Source organism: Pseudoduganella sp. R-31 (assembly GCF_049913235.1).
In the GTDB taxonomy this organism is placed as follows: Bacteria; Pseudomonadota; Gammaproteobacteria; order Burkholderiales; family Burkholderiaceae_D; genus Rugamonas.
On record NZ_CP183986.1, the window covers coordinates 4,118,094 to 4,144,494 of the forward strand.

Here is a 26,401-nt window from a genome sequence, read left to right on the forward strand (position 1 = left end):
TCGGGATGAGAATCACAGCACTGCAAGGCCTGCGCACCAGGCCGCTGGCAGTCTTGCTGCTCGCGGCGGCAAACGCATGCGCGCAAGATGCCGACTTGACCACGTTGCCGCTTGAGCAATTGATGTCGATGGAGGTCTTTAGCGCCTCCCGCTTTAACCAAAAAGCGACGCAAGCTCCTTCGAATGTAACCGTCCTTACTTCGGCCGACATCCGTGCCTACGGCTGGCGCACGCTCGCCGACGCGTTGCGCAGCATTCGCGGGCTGTACACCAGCAACGACCGCAGCTACAGCTATCTCGGGGCGCGTGGCTTCTTGCGGCCGGGCGACCTGAATACGCGCTTCCTTCTGCAAATTGATGGCACGCGCATCAACGATCCGGTTTTCGACCAGGCGCAGCTTGGCGCTGAATTCCCGCTTGATCTTGAACTGGTCGATCGCATCGAATTTGTGCCGGGGCCGGGATCGTCGATCTACGGCACCAACGCATTCTTCGGCGTGATCAATGTGATCACCCGCCGCGCGCCCGAGATCGAGGGGACGCGCGCCACGCTGGAAGCTGGCCAGGCCGGCACTCGCTCCGGCAGCGCAAGCTACGGCTGGCGAAACGGCGATGCCGAATTGCTGCTGGCAGCTAACCGCGGCCTCAGTGATGGCCGCGACCTCTACTTCCCCGAATTCGGCGGTACCGCGCACGGGCTGGATTGGGAACGCTACTCGCGCTTCTTTGCGCGCGGCCAAGTTGGCGCATGGTCCCTAACCCTGATCGACGGCAAGCGGACCAAAGGCATGCCAACGGCTTCTTACGGCCAGCCATTCGACGTCGCGGGCGGACTGACGGTCGACGAATTGCGGATGGCGGAAGTCGGCTATCGCGCTACGATGCTGCCGATGCACGGCGAGCTTTCGGCCCGCCTTTACCATTCCGAGTACCTTTATGACGGGCACTTCGTCAACCAGGAACCCTTCGGCACCATCAACTTGGACCGGACCCGCGCCAAGTGGTGGGGAGCGGACGTCAACCTGTTCCTGCAGCTGCTCGAATCCCACAAGCTGGTCGTCGGTGCGGATTACCAGTACAACCACGATGTGCTGCAGCAGAACTTCGACACCGAGCCTTTCGTCAGCTACCTGAATGACCGCTCACAAAGCAAGCGTTTCGGCATCTATATGCAGGATGAAATCACGCTGGCCAAAGGCATCCTGCTCAACGCCGGCCTGCGCTACGACCGTGAAACCAGCACTGGCGGCGTATTCAATCCGCGCCTGGCCCTGATTGCCGAACTGTCGCCGGAAACAACGGTCAAAGCCATCTACGGCAGCGCATTCCGCACGCCTAACAGCTATGAACTGTTCTACGGTATCGACACCGAAGGCGGTCAATTGGCGAACCCCGATCTTGGCCGCGAGCGCATTCGCAGCCATGAACTATCCTTGGTCCGGCAATTGGGCGCCAACGCGCGCTTCACGCTGAGCGCTTATGCCAATGAGGCTTCCGGCCTGGTAACCGAAGTCGAGGACGAGGAATTCGGCTTGCCGATCTTCCGCAACCTGGGCCGGGCGCGTGCGCGCGGTATCGAACTTGAATATGAACGCTCCTTCAGGAACGGTGCGAGGCTGCGAAGCAGTATTTCGCGCCAGACCGTCACGGGCGGCATCAGCGAGGTCAATTCACCGCGCTGGCTGGCCAAGTTCAATGCCACTGGGCGGCTGGCCGGCGTCTGGCATGTCGGTGTCGAGGGCCAGTACATGGGCGCGCGCAGGCTGCTCGATGGCGGCGAGACGGCAGGCTTCGTGCTTGCCAACATCAACTTCTTCACCATCGGGCTGACCCGCCACTTCGACGCCTCGCTTGGCGTACAAAACCTGTTCGACCGGCGCTATGCGGATCCGTCTTCGCTGGGACTGCTGCAGCACTCCATCGAGCAAGACGACCGCCGCGTCTATCTCAGGCTGAAGGCGGCCTACTGATGATGCGCCAACTCTTCGCCCTGCTGCTTCTGCTGGTCACCGCGAGCGAATACGCGCGCGCCCAGCTTCCTGCGGGCGCAGACGAGGCGGAACTGAAGGCGGCCATCCTGTACAATTTCGCCCTGTTTACCGAATGGCCTGCGGACACCCTGCCCGCCAGCGCGCCGTTGCGCCTGTGCGTCTTCCAGGGCAACGCCTTGCTGGCCGCGTTGACCGGGCTGCAGGAAAAGCAGGTCAACGGGCACCGTGTTTCAGTGCGCACGCTGCCTGCAGCGCCGGGCGGCGCACAGCTGGCGGCCTGCCACCTTCTGGTGCTGGATGCGCGGGACCGCGAACGGTGGTCCCTGCTCAAGAATGACCTGGCGACCAGCAGCGTGCTGACGGTTGCGGATGACAGGATCATTGGCGCCAACGGCGCCATGATTTCTTTTGGTATCGACAATCGCCGCGTGGGCTTCGACGTGGACCTGGTGCCTGTGCGCCAGGCGCGCCTGACCCTCAGTTCCAAGCTATTGCGGCTGGCAAGGAGTGTGCAATGAAGTCGCGCGCCAAAACCGCGCTGCTGCCGATTGGCAGCAAGGTAGTGCGTTCCACCATGCTGGCGGCGGGTGCCGCCCTGTGCCTGGCCGGCATGCTGATGGTGGTATTCCAGTTCATGGCCTTGCGCAGTACCCTCCTGCGCGATATGCAGGTACAAGCTCGCATCGTCGGCAACAACAGCACGGCCGCCCTCCTCTTCAACGATGCCCGTGCGGCGGAAGAGATCCTCAGCGGCCTGTCGGCATCACCCGACGTACAAAGCGCGAACATCATCGTCGGCAGCACGCCGCTGGCCCAGTTCCGCCGTAATAACGCACCGGTGCCCGAACTTGCGATCAGCGAGACCGGCCAGTCGCTGCACGAATACGGCATGGACTATATCGAGGTGCAGGAACCGATCAGCGTCGACCATAAGCTGATTGGCAGCGTCTCCATCCGGGCCACCCTGCTGCCGCTTTACCGGCGTTCGCTGGCTTTTGCCACCTTTACAGCGTTCGCGACCCTGGGTTCGTTTGCACTGGCGTGGTTGCTGGTGCGGCGTATGCGCGCGGCGGTGGCACTGGCCGAGCAGAACCTGCACTTGCTGGCGCACGTCGATCCGGTCACTTGCCTGCCCAACCGAAATGCCTTCAACGACCGGCTGGCACACGCGCTGAAGCGAGCGGACCGCCAGGAGACCAGCGTCAGCATGCTGCTGCTCGATCTCGACAACTTCAAGATCGTCAACGATACGCTGGGCCACGACATCGGCGACATGCTGTTGCGCCAGGTGGCGGAGCGCCTGGGGCAAACCCTGCGCAGCACGGATGTCATCTGCCGTATCGGCGGCGATGAGTTCGTGGTGATCGTCGAGCCGGCAGAGGATGACGCGGAGCCGGACCAGGTGGCGCGCAAGATCCTGCGTGCACTGGCCGACCCGTTCATGGTCGAAACCCACCAGCTCTTCGTCAGCGCGAGTATTGGCGTCAGCGTCTATCCGCAGGATGCTCCCGACGCGGCAGCCGTGGTGCGCTGCGCCGACATTGCCATGTACCACGCCAAGAACAAGGGCAAGAATGCCTATGAAGTCTTCCATGCGGAGATGGCGCAGCGGGCCAGCAAGCGCCTGGCGCTGGAGGCCAACCTGCGCAAGGCTTTGCAGAATCATGAGCTGTCCTTGCACTACCAGCCGCAGATAGACACGCGCACCGGGCGCATGCGCGGCATGGAGGTTCTGGTACGCTGGCACTCCGAAGCATTGGGCGGCATGGTGAGCCCGGCGGAGTTCATTCCGGTGGCGGAGGAAAGCGGCGTGATCGTGCCGTTGGGCCGCTGGGTGCTGCAGACCGCGATCCGCCAGGCGGCAACCTGGCGCAAGGCGGGACTGATGGAGGACATCGAGCACGTGGCGGTGAATGTTTCGGCGTGCCAGACCAAGGATGCGCAGCTGATGTACGAGGTGCAGGGATTGCTGATGGAGACGGGCTTGCCGCCCCGCCTGCTGGAACTGGAGATTACCGAGGGCGTGCTGATGGAGAATGTGAATGCCAATATCGCCTTGCTGCACAAGATACAGGCGGCAGGCATCCATCTTTCCATCGACGACTTCGGGACCGGGTATTCCTCGATGGCCTATTTGAAGCGCTTCCCGATCGACCAGCTCAAGATCGACCGCAGCTTTATCCATGCGGTGCCTGGTGATGGCGCGGCGATCGCGAAGGCGATCATTGCGATGGCGCATTCGCTGAACATGACCGTGGTGGCGGAAGGCGTGGAAACCGAGGAGCAGGTGGCGTTCCTCTCGGATGCCGGGTGCGATGTGATGCAGGGGTATTACTTTGCGCGGCCAATGCCGGCGGAGCAGTTGGAGGCTTTGCTGCGGGAGCGGCGGCTGTGGGCTGCCTGAAAAACCGGTAAACCTGGGTCCGACCCATAGGGTCAGACCCTTGGGTCTGACCCTGGTTTGCCGGTTTAATCCAGCTTGGTCGCGTGCTCGCGCGTCGCGTGGAAGGTCAGCTTCGGCCAGCGCTCCTGGGTCAGGCGCAGGTTGACGCCGGAAGTAGCCAGGTAAGCCAGGTTGCCCGCCGCGTCATACGCCACGTTATGACCGAGCGCCGCTTCGAAATCGGCCAGCGCCTTCTTGTCATCGCTGGAAACCCAGCGCGCAGTCGAAATCGAGGTGCTCTCGAACACCGCATCCACGCCGTACTCATTCATCAGGCGCGAAGCCACCACTTCGAACTGCAGCACGCCGACCGCGCCCAGTACCACCTCACCGCCCTGCACCGGCTTGAACACCTGCACAGCGCCCTCTTCACCCAGCTGCTGCAAGCCTTTCTGCAGCTGCTTGATCTTCAGCGGGTTACGGATGCGCACCTGGCGGAAGAAGTCCGGCGCAAAGTACGGAATGCCGGTGAACTGCAGCATCTCGCCTTCAGAGAAGGAATCCCCGATCTGCATATTGCCGTGGTTCGGCAAGCCGATGATGTCGCCGGCGTAAGCCTCTTCCACCTGCTCGCGCGACGAGGCCATGAACGTGACCACGGACGACACCTTCACCTCGCGGTTCAGGCGCAGGTGCTTGACCTTCATGCCGCGCTCGAATCGGCCGGAGCAAACGCGCAGGAAGGCGATACGGTCGCGGTGCGCCGGGTCCATATTGGCCTGGATCTTGAACACGAAGCCGGAAAACTTCTCCTCGGTCGGCTGCACGGTACGCACCGACGCATCGCGCGATTCCGGCGCAGGCGCCCAGTCGACCAGCGCGGACAGGATCTCGCGCACGCCGAAGTTGTTGATCGCGGAGCCGAAGAAGACCGGGGTCTGCTTGCCAGCCAGGAAATCTTGCAGGCTGAACGGGTGCGAGGCGCCGTGCACCAGCTCCACTTCCATGCGCAGCTGGTCCATCTCCAGGGGGAACATCTCCTGCAGGCGCGGATTGTCGATACCCTTGATCACCTCGAAGCTTTGCACGCTCTCTTCGCCGGCGCGGAACAGCAGGATCTCGTCGTTGATCAGGTGGTAGACACCGCGGAAGTTCTTGCCCATGCCGATCGGCCAGGTCACCGGCGCGCACTGGATCTTCAGCACCGATTCCACTTCATCGAGCAACTCGAGCGGATCGCGGCATTCGCGATCCAGCTTGTTCATGAAGGTGACGATCGGCGTATTGCGCATGCGGCAAACGTCAAGCAGCTTGATGGTCTGCGCTTCCACGCCCTTGGCCGCGTCGATCACCATCAGGCCCGAGTCGACCGCGGTCAGCACGCGATAGGTATCTTCGGAAAAGTCCTGGTGGCCCGGCGTGTCGAGCAAGTTGATGATGTGGTCGCGGAACTCGAACTGCATCACCGAGGACGCCACGGAAATGCCGCGCTGCTTCTCGATTTCCATCCAGTCGGAGGTGGCATGGCGGCCGCTCTTGCGGGCCTTGACGGTACCGGCCATCTGGATCGCGCCCGAGAACAGCAGCAGCTTCTCGGTCAAGGTGGTTTTACCCGCGTCGGGGTGGGAAATAATGCCGAAAGTACGGCGGCGGGCAACCTCGCGTGCAATCAGCGCAGGGGTCTTGCTCGAGCTTTGAATTTGGATATCGTCAGACATGATGGCAGCCAGGGGTTGGCGCAGACGGAAAACCCGCTATTTTACCACCACTCCCCTCACAGCCGGACGGCATAATCGAGCATGACTTCCAGCGCCAGGTGGCTACGTACGGCGATGCGGCCGATCCGGCCCGGCTGGAACCTGACGCTGGCGAAAGCCGCCAGCAGCAGTTGCTCTTCTTTCTCCGACATCGGCGAATTGAGGGCGACGCGTTCGACCGCGCCGTCATCGCTGATCCAGACCTGCAAGGCCACGGACTGGGGGGTAATCCCCGGCACCACCAGCAACCTGCCCGCCACCAGCCCCTCGGCTACTTCCGGTTGGCGGGTCATCGCGTCGGCGCCGAAGTAGTGCCGTTCGGCCGCCCCGGCGACGCCGTCCGTGCCCGCCGCAGCCTGCGCCTGCACCGGCTGCATGGGAAGCATCGGCACCGCGGCCGGTGGCTGCGCAACGGGCAGCGGAGCCTTGTCCGGCGCCGGCAGTGCCGCACCGACCAGGCGCACCATCATGGCTGGCCCAGGCGAAGCCGAACTGCCGCCTTCGCCGGCGACGCGGCTGGCCTGGCCGACCAGGAACAGGGCGAGGGCCACATGCGCCATCGCCGATATTGCCAGCGCCAGCCAGGGCCGCAGACGGGCTTCCATTACAGTTCCGTCAGTCCGAAATCTCGCGCCACAGGACGCGGATCTTCGCGTCGCTCGGATCGCCAGGACCGACACGCAATACCTGCGGCACGCCCATGCCGTTCGACGCACCAACCGGATAGATCATCGGGGTGCCGTTCGGCAGCTTGACCACGCTGTTACCGACAATCGGCGAGGCATACTTCAAGCCGCCCGCCACGTTCACCTGGACGTTGCCGCCGGTCTTGTAATCGAGCTGGTACAGCCAGCTGTAGCCGCCTGGCTGGCAGGCCGACACCGATGGCACCGTGGACGCGAAAATCAGCGTGCCAAGGAACAATTGCGGCGAGAGCGTGATGCGCTCACCGGTATCCGGCAAGTCCACATACCAGCCCATCTTGCTGGACCATTCAACCGCATCGCGGCTGATGTTGCGCGCTGTGCCGCTGGTCGTGACCGTTTGCGCCACCAGCGGGCTGCCGGCATTTACCGTGGTAACGCCATCGTCCTTGATGCCGTAGATGGTCTGGGTGTCAACATCGTCCAGGTCGCTCTGCCCCAGGTAGCGGCCGGTACCATAGAAGATCGCCAGCTTGTCCTGGATCTGGCCGATAACCGGTGCAACCATGATCGGCTTGCCCGGGAAATCGGCCAGCTTGCTGGCCGTGCCCTTTTCCAGGTCGAAGCGCCACATGGCGCCAGTCAGGTCGCCGCCGTAGGCGCCGACTGCCGTGTTATTGGTCGTGAAGTCAGGCGAGCGCACGTTGATGCGACCCAGGCCGCTTGGGTTTACGTTGCTGCCAACGCCGGTCGCAATGGTTTTCAACAGCGAGCCACTGGCGAGGTCGAGCACGAATACGTAGCCGCCGCCGTCGCCGCCGGCATACTTGGTACCTTCCGGCACGTTGTTGTAGCCCGATGGCAGCACGGCCACCCAGCGGCCATCGGCCATCTTGGTGATGAAGGCCGTGCCGAAGCTGTAACCCATTTTCGGATTATCGTCTGCCGTGTAGTTCCACAGCGGGCGCGGATCGGTAGGGTCAGTCACATCCAGCGCGAAGTAGCCGCGGCCACCCTTGCCCATGGCGCCTATCAGCACCGTTTTCCAGCTGCCGTTGATCTTCGCATCGCTCATGGCCAGCGGGCCGTCCAGGTAGTAGCGGTGCTGGCTGCCATAATTGGCATCGGCCAGGCGCCACATATTCGGCAAGACCATCGGCGGCACGTAGGCCCAGCGTTCCTGGCCGGATTCGCCGTCGAAGGCATGCAGCATGCCATCGTTGGCCGAGGTGTATAGCGTCGGCAGGCGGTCTGCCTTGGCAGCCTTGAATTCCTGATAGCCATCGTCATCGAAATTGAACGGCGGCGCTTTCACATAGATCGGCTGCGCATGGACGATATCGCCCAGCGCTTTCTCGCGGTCGCGGTACAGGCGCTCGTAAGCGCCGTACGTCAGCACGCGCTCCTGGTCTTCATTGCGGTCTTGCCCGCGCAGGTAGTTCACCAGCGAGGCTGCGGTGGCAGCGGTCTTCTGCGTGCTGGACCAGGTGCTGGCCTGGCTCAGCCTGTTGGTGTCGAACAGCGCCAGCTGGGCTGCCGTCAGGCCGCCCTTGCCCGTGCTAAACAAGGTACGGGTGGTGCCGTCGGCGGTGTAGATCACGCGCGTATCGCTATCGCCGGTCGCGGCGATCTTGTTGCGCAGCAGCGGCTCCGCTTGCCAGAAGGGATCCTTCGACACTGCACCGGTCGACAGGTCAAGGGAATAGCCGCTCACGTCGCCGTCCCACTTCACGGTGCGGTACGTCGCCACATAGATGAAATTGTCGCCGGCAGTTGGCTGCAGCGCGCTGGTCGCCGCCGCCGCACCGTTGCCGGTCACGCTGTCAATGCTGCGCAGCGCCTTGCGCAAGCCGCCTTCCAGCGCCGCCGGGTCCTTGGTGCTGAAATAGGTGCCGCGGCCATTGACGGCAGCGTGCCACAGATCGTCAATGGTTTCGGGTGCGTTGCCGCTCGGGGCTGGCCATTTGGTCACGCCCTGCTTGATATTGAAGTAATCCCCGCTGTTGCTGGTCTTGTAGTTGGGATCGTAAGTCAGGGTGCCGTCGACCCCGAGGCCGATGGTGAACGTGGTCATGTGCTGGTGTTGCGCCACGTCGTCCACGTCCGCATTTGCGCCCGATGGCGCAACGTTATTGGTGCAGACATCGCTCGAGCTGCAGGATGTGCGCAGGTCGTTATGGTAGTAGTAATAGGCCACGTCCGCCAGCGTATTGGGTGTTTGCAGGGCGTCGCGCGATGGCAGCGTCACCCCCGCAGCGCCGTCGGTGTCGGCCACGCCGTTATAGCTGTCGTTCCAGTAACCGTCCGTCGCCAGGATAGTAAAGTTCTTCTGGCAGGAATACTGCACCGGGTCCTTGTAACGCGTGCTGGTGCCCTTGTACATCTTGCCCAGCGAATCAAGCGAATTGCGCAATGGCGTGCCGCCAAGCGGATCGAAGCTGTACAGATCGGTATAGAACTTCTCCTTCTGTGCAGCGTCGAAGTTGGCGATATCCAGTGCGATGGGATTGTTAATGGTGGTCAAGCCAATGCGTGCGTGCAGGTAGGCCGAATCGTCGGGGTCGGTGGCAACCGGGGTGCCGCGCACATCCTTGAATGCCTGGCCGATCGCACTCTTGGTCATCTGGGTACGCGTGCGGTACCAGGCGTACCAGGTCGCGAAGTTCGCCATCTCTTCCTGATACGTGCAGACGTTTCCTGCGCAATCGGTGCGCCCTGCGGCCTTGGCCGGGAATTTCGTGGACGGGGTAATGTCGACGCGCGACCAGTTCGAGTAGCGCACATACTTGAAGGTGTCCGTCTTCTTGGCCTGGCAGCTGCCGGCCTTGCCGAAATTCTGGTTGGGCGCGCTATCCGCTGTCTTGCACCACTCAACGCTCACGTTGTAGTAGAACGGCGCGCCGTCCTTCGCATACAGGTACTTGTAGGTGTTATCCGGATACGAATAACTGCCGTTCTCCACTGCCGGCTTGCAATTCGCGCTCGGCGGCACATCATAGGTGTGACTGCACCACATGCGCTCCGGGTAGCCGGTCACCAGGTTGGTCACGGCAGTATTCGACAGGCGCGGACAGTTACCACCGGACACCACCCCCTTGCAAGGCGTGGCGTTCGGCTGTTCGGCGCTGGTATCGTCGATCAACTGCACGCCATAGCCGTCGCTCGGCACGGCAGTCCACGACGCCGCATAGGAGGTATTCCCCTTGTGGTCGGCCAGGCGTGTGCCGTCGGCCTTGGTCGGCCACATGTAGCGGATCGCCGGGTTGTAGTACAGCCCGTTAAAGGCGCTGGCAAAGTATGGCGGGTCGCCGGGCTCGCACACCACCAGGGTGTTGTTCTTGTTAGGCCCGCGGCACATGGTGCCGAAGTTGCCCAGCGAAGTGTAGCGCACGTAGTCGGGCATATAGCTCCACGCCATGCTGCCGGAATTGTCGAGGTCCAACATAATGTTGGGCAAGATCGGGGCGGTCGACGCGTTGGCCAGCGGGATATCGGCCAGCTCGGTCGGGGCGGCGGACACTGGCTGGGCAGCCAGCGCCAGGCTCAGGCCGAGCGATGCGAGCAAGGCACGCAGGCCCGGCGGTGGGACATTGGTCCAGTCCATCTGAATTCTCCTGCGTTAGATTGAGACCACAGCCTGAACGTAGCTGGTGGTGTTCCTCGGCCCGGATACCCGTGCCGTAATACGGTAGAAAGCCCGGGTGGCCGAGCTGTCGAATTTGGGTGGGCGGTAGCCCTCCATCGCGCCCTGCGCACCTTCGTCATAGCCCTTACTGAAGGTCTGCTGCGTGGAGCAGGTGCGCGCGTCCAGCGGGCCGGCGCTATCGCACATGCGATGGATGACATAAGCCACCTGGTTGCCGGCCGCATCGGCGCCCAGCTTGACGACGGCTGCGGCATTGTCCCAATTCAGGTCGTCATCGGCTGTGCCAGCACCTTCGGAATCACGCTTGTTGCCGGTCAGGTCGAGAGCATCCTGGCGGGTGGCGTAATAGCCGCTGCCCGGCATGTCCTGGTCGAGGGAGCCGCTTGGTGCGGTCTGGATCAGCCAGGCGATGCCCGCTTCCACGCCGGCATCGCCGCTGGCGGTGGCGCTTTGCTTGAAGGCCAGGTTGCCCGCGATCACGGCCGAGGTATCAACCGAACGCAGCAGCGCGATGCCGGCCAGCGTCATGGCCACCAGCACGATCAGGGTGATGGGCAGGATGACGCCCTGCTGCCAGGCTTGCCGGACTGCGCCGGCTCGTTTGCTGTGTTTCATCGTCTTATCCCCAAATGACATTGCGCAATGGCACAATCGTCTCGAACACTTTGTAGCGGTAGCACTTCCAGTCGGCCGGATAGCCGCTGGTATTGAACGTTGCCCAGCTCGACCACTTGCTGACCATGTCGCTGGTCGTGGTTGCGCATTGCTGGTTGGGTTCCGGTTTCTCGTACTGCACGCTGCGCGCGACCAGGGCGATGCGCACCGCCTTGACCAGCTTGATATCAGCGGCCGAGGGGTTGGCCCAGGTGCCGGTGGCAGGGGTCCAGGCGCTGACCCACGACTCGGTGGCCGTCGAGATCCCGTACTCCAGCTGCATGTCGACGATCTCGGGCGCCACGACGTCGTTGACGATCGCCGGGCTGGCCGAATTGTCCGAACGCAGCAGCTGGTGCAGGTTGTTCACGCTATAGGAACGCTGGAACAGGGCGCCGCCCGGTGGGGCCGTGAAACAGGACAGCTTCGCAGGCTTGGTATAAGCGGGCCAGTTGTTGGCGTTCTGGTAATTGGCCGGCGGGTTGTAATGACCGCTGGCGCCAGGGTTATGCTGGATCTTCAAGGCCTGGTCCTGGATCTGGGTCGCCTGCATCAGCGTGCACTTGCCCGCCTGCTGCACCAGGATCAGGTCGCCTTCCCGGCAGCCGGCCGTGTTGCCGACATTCAGCTCCGACGATGGCTGCGGCATATTGCTGCGCAGTTCCGTATTGGATGGATAGCGGAACGAACCTTCCCGCGGGTTGGCGAAATACTGCACCAGGAAGCTGTCGGGCCCGTTGCCGCCGTCGGTGATGGCCACCGGCGCCATCGACAGCCCGGTGATCGGCCCAGCCGAGCCACCACAGCTCAGGTCGCCGTCGCAATAGGAGTAGGTGGTATTGCAGTCGGAGAACATCGAATTGGCCATGCCCCAGCCTGCCATCTTGCCATCGCGTTCGATCATGGACAGGGCGATCGCGCCGTTGCTCTGCGCATCGGCGCCGCCGGTGGTGGTGCGCTTCTGTCCTTCCGCCTGGCTGAACACCTGCATCACGACCACCATGGCCAGCATGCCGACGCCCAGGCCCACCATGATCTCGACCAGGCCGAAACCGTTTTGCTTGTCGTGCATTGGATTATTCCTTTTCTAACCAGCGATGAATTGCACGCTGGTCTGTGTATGAACGGCGCTCTCGCCCGGCACTTGCCAAGTCACGGTCACCGTGACCGTGACACCGACTTCCGCAGTCCACGGGCCGGGCACCACGACCGTCAGTTTCCCGTTCGGCAAAGAGCTGACGGCCTGGTCCCTGACGGCATGCAGCTGGATGCGCTCGCGGTCGGCCCACATCGCACCCAGCGACTGGCTGATCACATTGGCAGCGTCGATGCGGTACTTGGCGTCGCTCACCTGGCGCACCGAAGCGGCCTGCAAGCCGACGATGGCCAGCACGCCGAACGCAAAAATCACGATGGCGACCAAGGCCTCCACCAGCGCTATGCCCCCCTGTTTCCGCAATGTGCGTTGAGACTTCATGGGATTCTCCTTAGCTGCAGCCACGCGGATCGGTGGCATAGGACATTTTCGGATCGCACATGCGGATCTGGCCGCCGCTCGATACCACCACCACATAGCGGCGCGCGCTGGCACTGGCCGTGCTGGTCACGTCGGCGCGGTTGAACAAGGTGCCGGCCGGTGGCGTATACACGCGGCCCAAGCCGTCGAAATTGATCTCGGCCGGCAGTGCCCCCGCATCGCTGATCTGCGCCGTGAAATAGCCGGCCGGAGCCGGCACCGGGATCGGATCGGCGCTGACCGTCACCTTGACCAGCTTGCTGCTTTCACCCGCCGAACGGGTCTGGATATCTGCCGGGCAGGTGGTGGTCACGGTCGGGCAGCCGACAGTCCAGCCCACCTGGCCTTCCGCGCCGGTCAGGGTGAAACGCACGACCGAATTGCGCCGCACCGCCTCGGCACGCGCGGTCTGCAAGCCGTTCACGATCGATTCGGCGGCGGCGCGGTTCTGGGCATCCTGCATCCAGGCTGAAAACGCCGGCACGCCCATGGCCAACAGCACCGCCAGGACGGTCACGCCGACCATCAGCTCGATCAGGGTCGCGCCCTGTTGGCGGCGCGCTAGCATGTGCCACCCTTTTTGCGCACCCAGCAGGTAATCGGCGCAGATTCCGACGCCGAGCCCCAGCCGCTTGGCAGCGCCGTCGTCTTCTTGTTGTTCGACTGGTCGATCGTGAAGGTGAAGCCGGCCATCTTGCCCTGGCCTTCGGCCTTGACCACGTAGGTCGTCGCCGTCAGCGTCGGACAGGTGTAGACAAAGTCGTCGGCAGGAGGCAGCGCGGCGATGGTGCCGGCGACGCAGGCGCCGTCATAGCTGCGATTGTCCTGGAAATATTGCTCCAGCTTGGCGCGCATGCTGGCCAGGTTATTGGACGCCTGCGGCAGGCGGCCGGTCTTGATGTAATCGCCGTAGGCTGGGATCGCCACTGCGGCGAGGATGGCGATAATTGCCACGGTTACCATCATTTCAATCAGCGTGAAGCCCGCCTGGCGGGATGCACCGGACTGCTGCTGTTCCATGTATTTCTCCAAAGCTGGTATTTGATAGTGCAAGTCTAGACAAGCAAGCTTGCATTTCCCTGAGGAAAACCTGACAAATACCTGACAGCAGCAGTTTTAGGAGGGAAAATACACGGAAAACAATGCGCCCCGCCCGCTGGCGGGGGTGTCGATGGCAACACTGGCGCCATGGGCAGTGGCGATATCGCGGACGATGGCCAGGCCGATACCGCTGCCATTGGTCTTTTCATCCAGGCGCTGGAAGCGCTGGAAGACTGCGGCGCGCTTGGCCTGCGGAATGCCCGGACCGGAGTCTTCCACCGTCAGCATGCCGCCGCCCAGGTGCGGGAAGCAGCTCACCGTGACGGCCCCCTTGGGCGGCGTGTAGCGGATGGCATTGTCGACCAGGTTGTCGACCAGGTCCCGCAACATGAAGCGGTCGCCGTTCACCCTGGTTGGCTGCAAGTCGAAGCCGAGGTCGATCTCCTTGCGCAGCGCCTGCTCGACGAAATGCTGGATCGATTCTTCCAGCAACTGGTCGAGCGACAGGCGCTCCATGCGCGTCTTGCGCAAGGGGCCAGGTTCCGCGCGCGCCAGCGCCAGCAACTGGTTGACCTGGCGAATCATGCGCTCGGTCGAGGCCTGCATCATCGCCAGCGACGACGCCGCGGCCGGCGTGCGCTCCTGCGCCGCCAGCAGTTCGATCTGGGTGCGCAAGCCGGCCAGCGGGGTCCGCAGCTGGTGCGCCACATTGGCCAGGAAGTCTTGCTGCGCCTGGGCGCCTTCGCGCACGCGCTCCAGCAAGCCATTGAAAGAGTGCACCATCGGCATCACTTCCAGCGGCACGCTGCCGGCCGGGATAGGCGACAAGTCTTCGGCGCTGCGCGCCTGGATGCCGGCCTTGACCTTGTGCAAGGGCGCCAGGCCATTGGTGACCGAAAACCAGACCAGGCCGACCGAAGCCAGCGTAAACACGGCCGCCAGCGGCAGCAAGGCGCGCACGATGGCGGTGCGTGCCTGGCCGCGCTTGCGCAGCGTCTTGGCCACCACCACGATGCCCTGCTGCTGCCCGGTCAGCACCGGCAGCGCCACCAGGCGCACCGGGTTGTTCTCGACCACGCCGTCAACCGCAGGGGCACCGGCACGCGCCGGGAGGACAGGCAGCACGGCATCGCCGGCCACCAGGCGGCCCTGGCCATCGCGCAAGGCAAAATAGACCTTGTCGAGCTCATCCTCGCGCAAGACGCGCTCGGCGGCCTCCGGCAAGTCGAGCACCAGCCGCCCTTCACGTTCGCTGATGCGGGCGCCCAACATGGCGGCGGCGTCGCCGAGCGACTGGTCGAAGGCGATCTGGGCCGGGATCCAGGCCAGCGCATAGCTCAGTGCAACGCCGGCCAGGTTCAGCAGGAGAACCGGGCCGATCAGCCATTTGAGCAGGCGCAGGCGGATGCTATCCAAGAGTCTTATCCATTGGCCGGTTCCAGCATGTAGCCGAAGCCGCGGATGGTGCGGATGCTGATGCCGGCATCGGCCGTCTTCTGGCGGATGCGCGAGATATAGACTTCCACCGCGTTCGGCGTCACGTCTTCCCCCCAGGGCAGGATGGCGTCGATGATCTGCTGCTTGCTGACCACGCGCGCGCTGTGCTGCAACAGATACTCCAGCACCGCCCATTCGCGCACCGACAGGTCGATCACTGTATCGCGCACGCGGGCACGCTTGGCGCCCAGGTCCAGCACTAGCGAGCCCATTTGCAGCACGCTGGGCTTCGGCGCATGGCGCCGCGCCAGCGCGCGCAGGCGCGCCACCAGTTCCGGCGTGGCGAAAGGCTTGACCAGGTAATCGTCGGCGCCCAGCTCCAGGCCGCGCACGCGGTCTTCCACCGCATCGCGCGCCGTCAGCAACAGCACCGGCAGCTGGCTGCCGCGCGCGCGCAGGCGGCGCACCACTTCAAAGCCGTCCAGGCCCGGCAGGCCGATATCAAGGACCAGCACGTCGGCCTGGCCGGGACGCTGCAGCATGGCATCGGCTTCGCTGCCGTTTTGCAGCAGTTCCACTTTCATGCCATGGCCGGACAACACCCGGACTACGCCGTCGGCCAATACTGCGTCGTCTTCTACCAGGATTACATGCATGGGGAGTGGAATAAGTTGATTACCGCGCATTATGCCCCGATTCATCACGAGGTAACAATTGCCTTGCATCATTATCGCGCCGCAAAAATCCTCGCCCAAAGCCCGCTCATGATCTTGGTCCGCCCCGCCATCGCCCTCATGCAGAGGCTGCGACTATTGCCCAAGTTCGCCCCTCGACTCCCTGGTTTTCCTGCTGCCGCTGCTGCTTGCCTCGGGCCTGCTGGTGGCCGAATTGCACAAATCGGTGTCCTTCACCATCCAGGAGCGCCAGGGCCTGGCCTATGTCCGCCAATTGCACGAGCTGCGCCGCCGCCTGCAGGAAAAGCGCAACCTGGAACACCTGCGCCTGGCCGCCAGGCAGCAAGACGGCGCGCGCGATAGCCGCCGCAGGACAGGCTGCCACGTCCGCGCTGCAGGGCCTGCGCCCGCTTGCCATCGGCACGCTGTCCGGCCTGCCCGCGCAGCCTGAGCTGGAACAGGGCTGGCAGCAACTGCAGCAGCGCCAGGCCGGCCTGGATGCACGCGCCAGCTTTGCAGCGCACAGCAGGCTGATCGCGCTGGCCGATGCCCTTGCCGCCCAGGCTGCCGACCGTTCACGCCTGTCGCTCGCCCCGGAAGTACGCAGCGCCTACCTGATTGCCTCCTTCCTCAAGAGCCTGCCGGACCTGGAGGAAAACCTGTCCGTGATGACCGGCCGCGGCGCCGCCTACATCGACAGCGGCCTGTTCGAAGCCAATGAAGACCAGATGCTGAATGCCACCGCCATGCTGGCGCGCCATGAACTGGAGCGCCTGCCGGGCCAATACAAGGGCATCCTGGCCAACCACCCTGGGCTGGCGCCGGCCCTGCAGCCGCGCCTGGCCGCCGTGCCGGTCGCCCTTGCATTCCTCGAACGCGCCCGCAACGAGGTGCTGAACTCCTACAACCAGAGCAGCGGCAAGGACTTCAACGCCGCCGGCCAACAAGCGGCTGCGGCTTTGCACGCGCTGTTCGGCAGCAGTGCCGATGCGCTGCAACAGTTGCTGGCCGAACGCGCTGCGCAAGACCGTGTGCGCCGCAACGCCGTCGGCGCCGTGGTCCTGCTCTCCATCGCACTCGCTGCCTGGCTGGGCGCCGGCTTCTATGCCCCCTTCGCGCGCGACATTCGCCAACTCAACCATGCCGTGCGCGCCGCTGCGGCGGGCGACCTGAGCGTTCGCATCAGCTCCCCGGCGCATGATGAAATCGGCGCGCTGGCAAACGCCTTCAGCGGCATGACGGCAGCACTGGAAAGCCTGGTCGCCGATATCCGCAGCGGCGCCGCGCGCATTGCCAGCGCCGCCGACGAACTGGCCAGCGGCAGCACGGCACTGCACGGATCTACCAGCACCCAGGCTGAAGCCCTGCACGTCACCGTCATTCGCCGTGCGCCGCAACAGCGCCCACGCCGACGACGGCCGCCAACTGGTGCGGCAGGCGGCCGGCGTGGCCCTGCGCGGCGGCGCCAGCGTCGGAGCCGTAGTCGACACAATGGCAGCAATTCGCAGCAGTTCGGATCGCATTGCCGACATTATCGGGGTTATCGACGGCATAGCGTTCCAGACCAATATCCTGGCGCTGAACGCCGCCATGGAAGCGGCCCGGGCCGGAAACCATGGGCGCGGCTTCGCCGTGGTGGCCACCGAAGTGCGCAGCCTGGCCCAACATTCGGCGGCCGCTGCGCTGGAGATCAAGCAACTGATCGGCGATTCGGTCAGCAAGGTCGAAAGCGGCAACGTCCAGGTCGATGCCGCCGGTGCCACCATGAGCCAGGTTGTGGCTTCCGTGCGCAGCATGGAGCACGTTATTACCCGGATTACAGAAGCCGAAGCGGGTCAGCGCAGCGAGATCGCGCGCATCAATTGCGCGCTCCACCGTATTGACGACATGACCCGGCAGAATGCCGCCCTGGTGGTCCAGGCCTCGGAAAGCGCCAGCCGTGTCCACGCGGAAACTGCCATCCTGCACGAAGCCCTTGGACAGTTCCGCCTCGGCCCTGCAAGCAGGATTTTCAACAGTGCGCCAGCCAAAATTACAATGTTGTAGGACTAGCCTGACAAACTGCCATGTTGCCAGCCTACATGACGGAGGTAACAGGTCTTATGTTCATCTCTCACATAGAAAATTAAAGTATTACCAACGCGATCGGCAAGTAGCACCCCTAAGAATGCCGACTGCAATACCGTGTACTTTAGTTCTGTGAGGATAAAATGAACAACACTCAACTTAGCGTCTCTGCCAAGAACTCGCTGTCGCAAGCAATGCCTATTGGTTCGACGGAGTTCAAAGTTGCGTCCCGGCCGGTTGTCAGCTACAGCGGCGCCCAGCAAAATGAATTGCTGGCAGCCCTCCCTCGTGAAGCACTGGAGTCCCTGTTCGAGCACCTGGAGCTGGTGCAGCTGCCCTTCGGCAAAGAATTGTTTGAATTCGGCAGCAAGCTGGAATACGTCTACTTCCCGACGACTGCCATCCTGTCCCTGCTGTACGTGATGGAAGACGGCGCGACCACCGAGATCGCCGTGGTCGGCCACGAAGGCGTGGTGGGCGTGTCGATGTTTGCCGGTGAGCGCGCCATGAGCACCGCCGTGGTGCAAAGCGCCGGCTACGGCTACCGCCTGAAAGCGCAAGCCCTGCGCGACGCCTTCAACCAGGGCGGCGCCCTGCCCCAGCTGCTGATGCGCTACAACGCAGCACTGTTCGCACAGATGGCGCAGAACGCCGTCGGCGGCCGCCACAGCTCGATCGAGCAGAAGCTGTGCCGCTGGTTGCTGGACCGCCTGGACCGCTCCCCAAGCAACGAATTGAAGGTGACCCAGGAAATGATTTCGATCATGCTGGGTGTGCGCCGCGAATCGATCACCGCCGCCGCCGGCAAGCTGCAGGAGGACGGCATGATCACCTACCGCCGCGGCAACATCACCGTCATTGATCGTGAAGGTCTGGAACGTTATGCGGGCGAGTGCTATAAGGTGGCGAAGATTGAATATGATCGCCTGCTCGCTGATGTAGCGTGCTGCTAGGATGCAGCATTGCCGGGGGCACGGCGCCAACAGGACGCTTGCCCCGGCCCTTCAGGGGAATATAGACCTCGATGCAGGTTCCCCGGTCACCCCGCCCACGGCGGATATTCAAGATTCCGCCCAGCAACAAAGCCCGCTCCCGCATCCCCAGCAAGCCGTGCGACATTGGCTTGGCCAGCGTTGGAGCGGCAATCCCGATACCGTCGTCGATGATGCGCAGCACCAGCATGTCGTCGCGCTGCAGCTTGAGCGAGACGCTGACATGGCCGGCCTTGGCGTATTTGCGGATATTGGTCAGCGACTCCTGCACGATACGGAACAAGGCAATCGACAGGCTGCTGTCGCCGGCCTTGGCAACGGCGTCAATATCGGGGCCGATCTCGGTCTCGCACGGGATATTGGTCATGCGCGTGAAGTCTTCGCAGTAGCTGTCGATCGCCGCGCACAGGCCAAGGTTGTCGAGCAGGCTCGGGCGCAGGTCTTCGATGATGCGGCGCTTCAGTTCCACCGTATCGACCAGGGTGCCGCGCGCACGGCGCAGCTGGGCCGCGAGCTCAGGATTGGTTTTTTGCAGCTGGTGCGCGACCGCCGCGATATCCATGCTGATCGAGGTCAGGTTGGCACCCATCTCATCGTGCAATTCGCGCGACAGGCGCATCTTCTCTTCTTCGCTGATCGAAATCAGGTGACGCGACAGCACCGATAGCTGCTCGGTACGCTGCTGCACCATCGATTCCAGGCTTTCGTTCGACAATTGCAGCGCGTGCTCCACCGCTGCCCGGTGCACGAAACTGCGCCGCACCAGCTGGTAGAACATGACCAGCACCACGATGGCGATGGCATTGATGCCGGCGCCCATCACAACGGCCTTCTGGTATTCCTGGTAGAAGCTGGCGGCGCGGGCCGACATGGCTTCTCCCTGCTCGCGCACCATGATCACCACTTGCAGGCGGATTTCATCCATGCCGCTGCGCTCGTCGCTGACCTTGGCAATATTGACGATATCGTCCAGCCCGCCGTGCTTGTAGACCTCAATGGCCTGGGTCAGGATGGCGATGCGCTTGCGCACCAATACCTGCAATTGCTGCAGGTTTTTCAACTGGATCGGATTATTCGCCAGCAGTTTCTCCAGCTCGCGGAACTGCTGCTCCGATTCGGTGACTACCGAGCGCGTCGGTCCCAGGTAGGTTTCCTTGCCGGAGATGAAATAGCCGCGCGCGCTGCTGTCGGCATCGAGCACCAGCACGTTCAGGTACTGCAGCCGTTCGGCAACGCGCGAGCTGAGCGCCAACTGCTCATTGGCGCCCTTCAGCGATTGCAGATTGTGGAAAAGGCTGAAACCGTTGACGATGAGGATCAGCGCGCAGGTCACGCACAAGAGCGTTTTATACAGCGGCAGCCGGTGCCGGGGCGCTGGTTCGATGGTGAAGTACATTTTCCCCATTATAGACCCGCAGCAAGATGCTGCCGCACGGAAAGCTAATTGTGCGGCACCGCAAAAGTGTAACCAGACGTATCAATCCAGCAAATTGTTCTTCATTGCGTAGTACGTCAAGTCACTATTCGACTGCAAGCCCATCTTCTCCATAATGCGCGTGCGATACGTACTCACGGTCTTGATGCTCAGCGAAAGCGCCGTGCCGATGTCGGACACGGTGGCGCCGCGCGCCAGGCGCAGGAACACCTGGAATTCGCGGTCCGACAGCTCCGTATGCAGGGCCGTATTCGGATCGCGGTCGAAGCTTTGCGCCAGCAGTTCGCCCACTTGCGAGCTGACATAGCGGCGCCCCTGGTACACGGTGCGCACGGCGTTGATCAACTCCTCCGCCTCGCATTCCTTGTTCAGGTACCCGTTGGCGCCCATCTTGAACAGGTTGAGCGCATATTGCTGGGCTGGATAGCCGGACAGGATCAGCACCGGCAAGTCCGGCTGGCCCTGGCGGATGGTACGCAGAGTATCGATACCGCTCTGGTCCGGCATGGCGATGTCAAGCAACAGCACGTCGCACACTTCCTTGCGTGCGATGTCGAGCGCTTCCCGCCCGGTGCTGCCTTCAGCGACTACGCTGAATTCGTCCGACGACGAAAAGATTTGCTTGAAACCCGCCCGTACAATCTGGTGGTCGTCACAGATGGCTACGCGAATCATTGTCTTCCCTCTTGAATTCCTAGCTTGGGAACGGAGCCAGCGTCTGCAATATCACTAGCAAAATCATAACGTTAATATTGTAGCACCAATGGTTTAACAGTTTAGCCGAGTCTAACCGAAAAAAAGGACGCCTAAGCGCCCTTGCTACAGCTGCTTACAACTTTAGTAGCTCGAGGATGCCTTGCAGCTCGCGGCGCAGCATCTCGCGGTCCAGCGGCGGCGCTTCGTGTGCCATGCCAGGAGTTTCATCATACTCGCCTTGCGCCGAATCGGCAGCGCGGCTATCGAGCTTGTTGCGGGCGCCGCTGATCGTAAAGCCCTGCTCGTACAGCAGCTCGCGGATGCGGCGGATCAGCAGCACTTCATGATGCTGGTAATAGCGGCGGTTGCCGCGCCGTTTGACCGGTTTCAGCTGGGTAAATTCCTGTTCCCAATAGCGCAGCACATGCGGCTTCACACCGCACAGTTCGCTGACCTCGCCAATGGTGAAGTAGCGTTTCGCCGGGATCGGCGGCAACACTACCAGGTCTGCCTTGCCAGGTCGGTCGTTCATTCACGCACCTATGCAGCTCAGGATGCGCGCGCCGTACCGGCGCTGTCTTCGACCATGCCTTTCAGCTTCTGGCTGGCGTGGAAGGTCACTACACGGCGTGCCGTGATCGGGATCTCCTCGCCGGTTTTCGGGTTACGGCCCGGACGCTGCGGCTTGTCGCGCAGCTGGAAGTTGCCGAAACCGGACAGCTTCACCGCTTCGCCGCGTTCCAGCGCATTGCGGATCTCGTCAAAGAAGGTTTCGACCATGTCCTTGGCCTCGCGCTTGTTCAGGCCCACCTGTTCGAACAGAAGTTCGGCCAGTTCTGCCTTGGTCAGCGTCGGCAAATCTTTTTCAGCTTCCTGGCGTACCTTGGCGTTCTGCATCGCGCTGTGCAACTCGGCGTCCAATGCGGATTCAAGTACGGCGGAATCGACGTCGTTGTTGTTAATTTTGCTGCCCTGCCTTTTAAAGTACATGAGTCCGGCAGTGCCGGACTCGCTGGTCATCCTGAATTGTTAAATCAAGCCCGCAGTTTTGCACCGTGTGCCAGGACGACATGGGCGGTCAGCGTCTTCATCAGCTCGTCCACGACATCATCCTGCAGGGTGTTTTGAGTATCTTGCAAGCTAAAGCGGAAAGCAAGCGATTTTTCGTCGCTTTCCAGGCCTTGGCCGCGATATTCATCAAACAAAACAATGGCTTGCACAATGCGCCCTTGAGCATGGGCCGTCACGGCACCATGGAAGGCGTCGAGCAGGTCCTGCACGGGAACGGCCTGTTTCACCACCAGGGCGACGTCGCGCGTGGTGCCAGGGAATTTCGAAATCTCTTCATATTCTGGCACGCGGCGTTGCTGCAACGCAACGGCATCGACTTCGAACAACACTGGCGCCTTCGGCAGGTCGTACTTTTGCAGCCAGCGCGGATGCAGTTCGCCGATAAAGCCGATCACCTTGCCATCCAGTTCCACCGAAGCGGCGCGGCCCGGGTGCAGGGCCGGGTGAGCCAGCTTCGCAAAGCGCAGCTGGCGCGGGGCGAACAGGGCTTCCAGGTCAGCCTTGACGTCGAAGAAGTCAACGTCGCGGGCTTTCTGTCCCCACTGCTCGTCGGCTACCGGGCCGTAAGCCATGGCAGCGACGCGCTGCGGCTGGTCATAGCCGGCCACGGTCAAAGGGCCGTCCTGCACGGAAGCGTCGCGCTTGAAAATGGCGCCAACCTCGAACAAGCGCACGCGCGGCTGCTTGCGGTTGACGTTGTAGCGCACGTTCGCCACCAGGCTGCCGATCAGCGACGAACGCATGACGGACATCTGGGAGGCGATCGGATTCTGCAGCTTGATCGGGCTGTCGTTGCCGTTGAAGTCCAGCTCCCACTGCGCTTCCACGAAGCTCATGTTCACCACTTCCTGGAAGCCCAGGTCAGCCAGCTGGTGGCGCACAGCGAAGATCGAACGGGTGTCTTCCGGTGCGATGCGCATCTCGTTTGCGGCGATTGGCGGCAGGGTCGGGATGTTCTCGAAGCCGTACACGCGGGCCACTTCTTCGATCAGGTCCTCTTCGATTTCGATGTCGAAACGGTAGGACGGCGAAGTGACGCTGAATACACCGTCTGCCAGCGTGAACGCGAGGCCCAGGCGCGTGAAAATATCGGCAACCATCTCATCGTTCAACGCTACGCCAATTACCTTCGCGGCGCGGGCGGTGCGCATTTGCACCGGAGCGCGCTGCGGCAGGTTGACGACCTGGTCGTCGATGGCGCCGACCTTGGTGTCAGGCGTGCCGCAGATTTCCACCAGCAGCGCGGTAATGCGCTCCAGGTGCTCGGGGATCGATGCGAAGTCCACGCCGCGCTCGAAGCGGTGCGCCGCATCGGTCGAGAAGTTGTACTTGCGGGCGCGGCCCTGGATGGCGTTCGGCCACCAGAAAGCCGCTTCCAGGTAGATGTTGCTTGTATCGTCCGACACGGCGGTAGCGTCGCCGCCCATGATGCCGGCCAGCGATTCCAGTTCCTTGTCGTCGGCGATCACGCCCACCCACTCATCGACTTCAATGGTGTTGCCGTTCAGGAGCTTGATCTGTTCGCCCTTCTTGCCCCAGCGGACGTCCAGCGAACCATGGATCTTGTCCAGGTCGAACACGTGCGAAGGACGGCCCATTTCCAGCATCACGTAGTTGGAAATGTCGACCAGTGCCGACACCGGACGCTGGCCGCTGCGCTCCAGGCGCTGCTTCATCCAGGCCGGGGTTTCGGCTTTGGCGTTCAGGCCGCGGATCACGCGGCCGGCAAAGCGCCCGCACAGGTCTGGAGCGCTCACCTTCACCGCCAGCTTTTCGTCCAGCGTGACCGGCACGATGCGGTTCTGCGGCAGGTTCAGTTGCGAGCCGGTCAGCGCCGCCACTTCACGCGCCACGCCCAGCACGGACAGGCAGTCTGCCTTGTTCGGGGTCAGCTTGATGGTGAATTTCAGATCGTTCAGCGCGAAGTAGTCACGGATGTTCTGGCCGATCGGCGCGTCGTCCGGCAGTTCGATCAGGCCACCGTGGTCTTCCGACAGCTTCAGTTCGCGCGCGGAACACAGCATGCCTTGCGACTCGACGCCGCGCAGCTGGCCAACCTTGATTTCGAACGGCTTGCCGTCGGCGCCAGGCGGCAGCACGGCGCCGGCCATGGCGCACGCGACCTTCAGGCCTGGACGCACGTTCGGCGCGCCGCAGACGATGTTCAGCAGCGTGCCGGTGCCCACGTCGACCTGGCAGACGTTCAGGCGGTCGGCGTTCGGGTGCTTGGCGGTTTCGCGCACATGGCCCACCACAACGTTGGTGAACGGCGGCGCTACTGGATCGATGTCTTCCACTTCGAGGCCGGACATGGTCAGCATGTGTGCCAGCTCATCCGAAGTCATCTTCGGATCGACCATGGTGCGCAGCCAGTTTTCAGAGAATTGCATAGTCAGCTTTCGTATCTTTTAGAACCGGTAAACCAGTGTCTGACCCACAGGGTCAGACACTTGGCCCGTAGCTTCGGCAGACTGGTGTCTGACCCTGCGGGTCAGACACCGCTTTACCGGTTTTAGTTGAACTGCTTCAGGAAGCGCAGATCGCCTTCATAGAACAGGCGCAGGTCATTGACCCCATAGCGCAGCATGGTCAAGCGCTCAAGGCCGGAGCCGAACGCAAAGCCGATGTACTTTTCCGGATCAAGGCCGAAGTTGCGCACCACATTCGGATGCACCTGCCCCGAGCCCGAAACCTCCAGCCAGCGCCCTTTCAGTGGGCCGCTACCGAAAGCGATATCGATCTCCGCCGACGGCTCCGTGAACGGGAAATACGAAGGACGGAAGCGCACTTGCAGGTCATCCGTCTCAAAGAAAGCCTTAACGAAATTCAGGTACACGCCCTTCAGGTCAGCGAAGGAAATGTCTTCCGCAATCCACAGGCCCTCGACCTGGTGGAACATCGGCGAGTGGGTCGCATCCGAGTCCACGCGATAGGTGCGGCCAGGCGCGATCACCTTGATCGGCGGCTTGTTGTTGCGGGCATAGCGCACCTGCATCGGCGAGGTGTGGGTACGCAGCAGCAGCGGCTTGCCGGTGCTGTCGTTGCCTTCAACGTAGAAGGTATCCTGCATCGAACGCGCCGGATGGTTCTCAGGTGAATTCAGGGCGGTGAAGTTGGTCCAGTCGGTTTCGATTTCAGGGCCCGCAGCGACGTCGAAGCCGATCGAGCGGAAGATCTCTTCCACGCGTTCCCAGGTGCGCATCACAGGATGGATGCCGCCTTTGGAACGGCCGCGGCCTGGCAGCGATACGTCGATCGCTTCGGCATTCAGGCGCAGTTGCAGCTGCGCTTCCGCCAGCGCATCACGGCGCGCGGTCAGCGCGGCCTCGATCTGCACTTTCGCAGCGTTGATCAGGGCGCCCTGCGCCTTTTTCTCTTCAGGGTCCAGCTTGCCCAGGCCCTTCATCATTTCGGTGATCTGGCCAGTCTTGCCAAGGTACTTGGCTTTGGCGTTTTCAAGTGCGGCAGCGTCTACGGCGGCGAGGAAATCAGCCTGCGCGGAGACGACGAGTTGTTCGAGCGAGTTCATCCGACGTTTTTCCTGTTTTGGAAATTAAAAACGGGACATAGCTAAGCCATGTCCCGCTTCTTATGAGCGCTGCCCGAAGACAGCGCGCATCACTGGCAATTAAGCAGCGATCTTGGCTTTGACGACGTTGACAATCGCTGCAAATGCAGGCTTGTCCATCACAGCCATATCAGCCAGGACCTTACGGTCCAGTTCAATAGCGGCCTTCTTCAGACCGTTCATGAACACGCTGTAGGTAACGCCGTGTTCGCGGGCAGCCGCGTTGATACGGGTGATCCACAGGGCGCGGAAGACGCGCTTCTTGTTACGACGGTCGCGGTATGCGTACTGGCCAGCGCGCATCACTGCTTGCTTGGCAATACGGAATACTTTGCTGCGACGACCGCGGTAACCCTTGGCCAGGTTCAGTACTTTCTTATGACGGGCACGCGCGGTAACCCCACGTTTTACTCGAGGCATAGTAGCTCCTTAAATAACGAGTGAGATTAAGCGGACGGCATCATACGCAGAACGCTAGTCACGTCCGACGCATTGATGTTACGGGTGCCACGCAGTTGACGCTTGTTTTTGGTGGTCTTCTTGGTCAGGATGTGGCGTTTGAAAGCCATGCCCGACTTAACGGTGCCACCTGGGCGCACGCGAAAACGTTTTTTCGCGGAGCTCTTGGTTTTCATTTTTGGCATGTGAATGCTCCAATAATGACCGGATTGTAGGTGGCAGCCCTTCGCTGCACTTTTGGTGCCTACTCTCACGGGAACCCGGGAGTATAGCACAACATTCTTCAAAACCGGTAAACCTGGGTCTGACCCGCAGGGTCAGACCCTGTATAAGCAACGGCCGCGGGTCAAAGACACGCGGCCGTTGCTCA

23 protein-coding genes and 1 pseudogene are annotated in these 26,401 nt (G+C 62.4%); 6 read left to right on the forward strand and 18 right to left on the reverse strand.

What is annotated here, in order from left to right:
• The first annotated feature begins 5 nt into the window (after positions 1-5).
• The 3 genes from ACN9MY_RS18580 to ACN9MY_RS18590 are packed head-to-tail and all read left to right on the forward strand — an operon-like array spanning position 6 to position 4,395.
• Entirely contained in the window at positions 6-1,970 is a 1,965-nt protein-coding gene (locus ACN9MY_RS18580) for a TonB-dependent receptor plug domain-containing protein (RefSeq protein ID WP_426335930.1), read from the forward strand.
• Positions 1,970-2,509: a YfiR family protein gene (locus ACN9MY_RS18585; protein WP_426161970.1), complete on the forward strand. Its 540-nt coding sequence runs from the start codon at positions 1,970-1,972 to the stop codon at positions 2,507-2,509. Before ACN9MY_RS18580 ends, ACN9MY_RS18585 begins: the two co-directional genes overlap by 1 nt.
• On the forward strand, positions 2,506-4,395 hold the full coding sequence (locus ACN9MY_RS18590; RefSeq protein ID WP_426335931.1) for a putative bifunctional diguanylate cyclase/phosphodiesterase: 1,890 nt from the start codon (positions 2,506-2,508) through the stop codon (positions 4,393-4,395). Before ACN9MY_RS18585 ends, ACN9MY_RS18590 begins: the two co-directional genes overlap by 4 nt.
• A gap of 65 nt (positions 4,396-4,460) precedes the next feature.
• Here ACN9MY_RS18590 and ACN9MY_RS18595 read toward each other — a convergent pair whose 3' ends face one another.
• The 10 genes from ACN9MY_RS18595 to ACN9MY_RS18640 form a co-directional block, all read right to left on the reverse strand.
• Positions 4,461-6,092, reverse strand: a complete 1,632-nt coding sequence (locus ACN9MY_RS18595; protein ID WP_426318256.1) for a peptide chain release factor 3 — start codon at positions 6,090-6,092, stop codon at positions 4,461-4,463.
• A gap of 56 nt (positions 6,093-6,148) precedes the next feature.
• The gene (locus ACN9MY_RS18600) at positions 6,149-6,736 is read right to left on the reverse strand and encodes a hypothetical protein (protein ID WP_426335932.1); all 588 of its coding nucleotides are present in this window, start codon (positions 6,734-6,736) and stop codon (positions 6,149-6,151) included.
• A gap of 10 nt (positions 6,737-6,746) precedes the next feature.
• The gene (locus ACN9MY_RS18605; protein ID WP_426318258.1) at positions 6,747-10,379 is read right to left on the reverse strand and encodes a pilus assembly protein; all 3,633 of its coding nucleotides are present in this window, start codon (positions 10,377-10,379) and stop codon (positions 6,747-6,749) included.
• 15 nt (positions 10,380-10,394) lie between these two features.
• Complete coding sequence (locus ACN9MY_RS18610; RefSeq protein ID WP_426318259.1) at positions 10,395-11,036, reverse strand: pilus assembly PilX family protein; 642 nt, start codon at positions 11,034-11,036, stop codon at positions 10,395-10,397.
• Positions 11,037-11,040: 4 nt separating this feature from the next.
• Positions 11,041-12,147 carry a PilW family protein gene (locus tag ACN9MY_RS18615; RefSeq protein WP_426161977.1) on the reverse strand — a complete coding sequence of 369 codons (1,107 nt, stop codon included), beginning with the start codon at positions 12,145-12,147 and terminating at the stop codon, positions 11,041-11,043.
• Positions 12,148-12,162: 15 nt separating this feature from the next.
• Positions 12,163-12,552 carry a type IV pilus modification PilV family protein gene (locus ACN9MY_RS18620; RefSeq protein WP_426318260.1) on the reverse strand — a complete coding sequence of 130 codons (390 nt, stop codon included), beginning with the start codon at positions 12,550-12,552 and terminating at the stop codon, positions 12,163-12,165.
• Positions 12,553-12,562: 10 nt separating this feature from the next.
• On the reverse strand, positions 12,563-13,159 hold the full coding sequence (locus ACN9MY_RS18625; protein WP_426161979.1) for a GspH/FimT family pseudopilin: 597 nt from the start codon (positions 13,157-13,159) through the stop codon (positions 12,563-12,565).
• A complete protein-coding gene (locus ACN9MY_RS18630; RefSeq protein WP_426161980.1) occupies positions 13,153-13,611 on the reverse strand; it encodes a type IV pilin protein in 459 nt (152 codons plus the stop codon). Before ACN9MY_RS18630 ends, ACN9MY_RS18625 begins: the two co-directional genes overlap by 7 nt.
• Positions 13,612-13,707: 96 nt before the next feature.
• A complete protein-coding gene (locus ACN9MY_RS18635; RefSeq protein ID WP_426318261.1) occupies positions 13,708-15,048 on the reverse strand; it encodes a sensor histidine kinase in 1,341 nt (446 codons plus the stop codon).
• Positions 15,049-15,053: 5 nt separating this feature from the next.
• Entirely contained in the window at positions 15,054-15,725 is a 672-nt protein-coding gene (locus ACN9MY_RS18640; protein WP_426161982.1) for a response regulator transcription factor, read from the reverse strand.
• A gap of 764 nt (positions 15,726-16,489) precedes the next feature.
• Between ACN9MY_RS18640 and ACN9MY_RS18645 the strand changes: the two are divergent.
• The 3 genes and pseudogenes from ACN9MY_RS18645 to ACN9MY_RS18655 all read left to right on the forward strand — a co-directional run.
• Positions 16,490-16,984 (forward strand): annotated as a pseudogene (locus tag ACN9MY_RS18645) (HAMP domain-containing protein); the annotation flags it as partial.
• 205 nt (positions 16,985-17,189) lie between these two features.
• Positions 17,190-17,789 (forward strand): methyl-accepting chemotaxis protein, encoded by a 600-nt coding sequence (locus tag ACN9MY_RS18650; protein WP_426337643.1) that lies wholly within the window; start codon positions 17,190-17,192, stop codon positions 17,787-17,789.
• A gap of 164 nt (positions 17,790-17,953) precedes the next feature.
• Positions 17,954-18,763, forward strand: a complete 810-nt coding sequence (locus tag ACN9MY_RS18655; RefSeq protein WP_426161983.1) for a Crp/Fnr family transcriptional regulator — start codon at positions 17,954-17,956, stop codon at positions 18,761-18,763.
• On the opposite strand, the gene ACN9MY_RS18660 is transcribed toward ACN9MY_RS18655, so the two are convergent.
• From ACN9MY_RS18660 to rpmI, 8 genes are all read right to left on the reverse strand, one after another.
• Positions 18,666-20,198, reverse strand: coding sequence for a CHASE3 domain-containing protein (locus ACN9MY_RS18660; protein WP_426161984.1), 1,533 nt, complete (start codon positions 20,196-20,198; stop codon positions 18,666-18,668). The genes ACN9MY_RS18655 and ACN9MY_RS18660 overlap by 98 nt on opposite strands.
• An 81-nt stretch (positions 20,199-20,279) precedes the next feature.
• Complete coding sequence (locus ACN9MY_RS18665) at positions 20,280-20,912, reverse strand: response regulator (RefSeq protein ID WP_426318266.1); 633 nt, start codon at positions 20,910-20,912, stop codon at positions 20,280-20,282.
• Positions 20,913-21,066: 154 nt separating this feature from the next.
• On the reverse strand, positions 21,067-21,465 hold the full coding sequence (locus tag ACN9MY_RS18670) for a MerR family transcriptional regulator (protein ID WP_426318267.1): 399 nt from the start codon (positions 21,463-21,465) through the stop codon (positions 21,067-21,069).
• 17 nt (positions 21,466-21,482) lie between these two features.
• Entirely contained in the window at positions 21,483-21,830 is a 348-nt protein-coding gene (locus tag ACN9MY_RS18675; protein WP_055925271.1) for an integration host factor subunit alpha, read from the reverse strand.
• A gap of 137 nt (positions 21,831-21,967) precedes the next feature.
• On the reverse strand, positions 21,968-24,394 hold the full coding sequence (gene pheT, locus ACN9MY_RS18680) for a phenylalanine--tRNA ligase subunit beta (protein ID WP_426318268.1): 2,427 nt from the start codon (positions 24,392-24,394) through the stop codon (positions 21,968-21,970).
• A gap of 122 nt (positions 24,395-24,516) precedes the next feature.
• Positions 24,517-25,533 (reverse strand): phenylalanine--tRNA ligase subunit alpha, encoded by a 1,017-nt coding sequence (gene pheS / locus ACN9MY_RS18685; protein WP_426161988.1) that lies wholly within the window; start codon positions 25,531-25,533, stop codon positions 24,517-24,519.
• Between the two features lie 99 nt (positions 25,534-25,632).
• On the reverse strand, positions 25,633-25,992 hold the full coding sequence (rplT, locus tag ACN9MY_RS18690) for a 50S ribosomal protein L20 (protein ID WP_028101213.1): 360 nt from the start codon (positions 25,990-25,992) through the stop codon (positions 25,633-25,635).
• A 26-nt stretch (positions 25,993-26,018) separates the two neighbouring features.
• The gene (gene rpmI, locus ACN9MY_RS18695; protein WP_057262756.1) at positions 26,019-26,216 is read right to left on the reverse strand and encodes a 50S ribosomal protein L35; all 198 of its coding nucleotides are present in this window, start codon (positions 26,214-26,216) and stop codon (positions 26,019-26,021) included.
• Between the last annotated feature and the right edge of the window lie 185 nt (positions 26,217-26,401).